2 protein-coding genes are annotated in these 668 nt (G+C 64.1%); both read left to right on the plus strand.

What is annotated here, in order from left to right:
* Positions 1-2 precede the first annotated feature (2 nt).
* Entirely contained in the window at positions 3-224 is a 222-nt protein-coding gene (locus KW821_RS21355; protein ID WP_218292850.1) for a PAAR domain-containing protein, read from the plus strand.
* Between the two features lie 10 nt (positions 225-234).
* Positions 235-668: contractile injection system protein, VgrG/Pvc8 family (locus tag KW821_RS21360; RefSeq protein ID WP_256353608.1), on the plus strand; the 434-nt coding region annotated here is incomplete at its 3' end.

A 668-nucleotide genomic window follows, 5' to 3' on the forward strand; every position in this document is an offset into this window, starting at 1 on the left:
CGGTGATTGCCGCGAGCCCGAATGTCTTCCTCGACGGTAAGCCGGTGGCCCGTCAGGGTGACCCGCTGGCGCCCCACGACAAACCCAACAATCCTCCCCATCCGCGCAGCATCTCGGGTGGCGTTGGCTCAGTGCTGGTGAACGGCAAGCCCATCGCGGTGACCGGTACCGCCATCGGTTGCGGCGGCGTGGTGATTGGTTCGGGCAGCGGACAGGCAGGATAAGGAACCCTTCATGGCAGACAGCACAGGATTACAATTTACCGTCAAGGTGGGGGCCTTGCCCGAGAGCACCTTCGTGGTGGCCGAGTTTGCACTGGAAGAGGCGCTGAACGGGCCGTTCCAGTTGCGATTGGAATTGGCCAGCCCCCAGCCTGACATCGACTTTGGCGCCGTGCTGGACCAGCCCTGCGAGCTGCTGGTGTGGTACCAGGGCGAGCTGCAACGGCGGGTGTGCGGGGTGGTGAGCGACCTGGCGCAAGGGGACAGCGGCTTTCGCCGCACCCGCTATCAGCTCATGGTGCAGCCGGCGCTGTGGCGACTCTCCTTGCGCCAGAACTCCCGCATGTTCCAGGCCCAGAAGCCCGACGAAATCCTCTCCATCCTGCTGCAAGAGCACGGCATCACCGACTACGCCTTCGCTCTGAAAAACGAGCATGCCAAGCGGGA

The sequence above is a fragment of the Aeromonas sp. sif2416 genome, from assembly GCF_019218665.1.
In the GTDB taxonomy this organism is placed as follows: domain Bacteria; phylum Pseudomonadota; class Gammaproteobacteria; order Enterobacterales; family Aeromonadaceae; genus Aeromonas; species Aeromonas encheleia.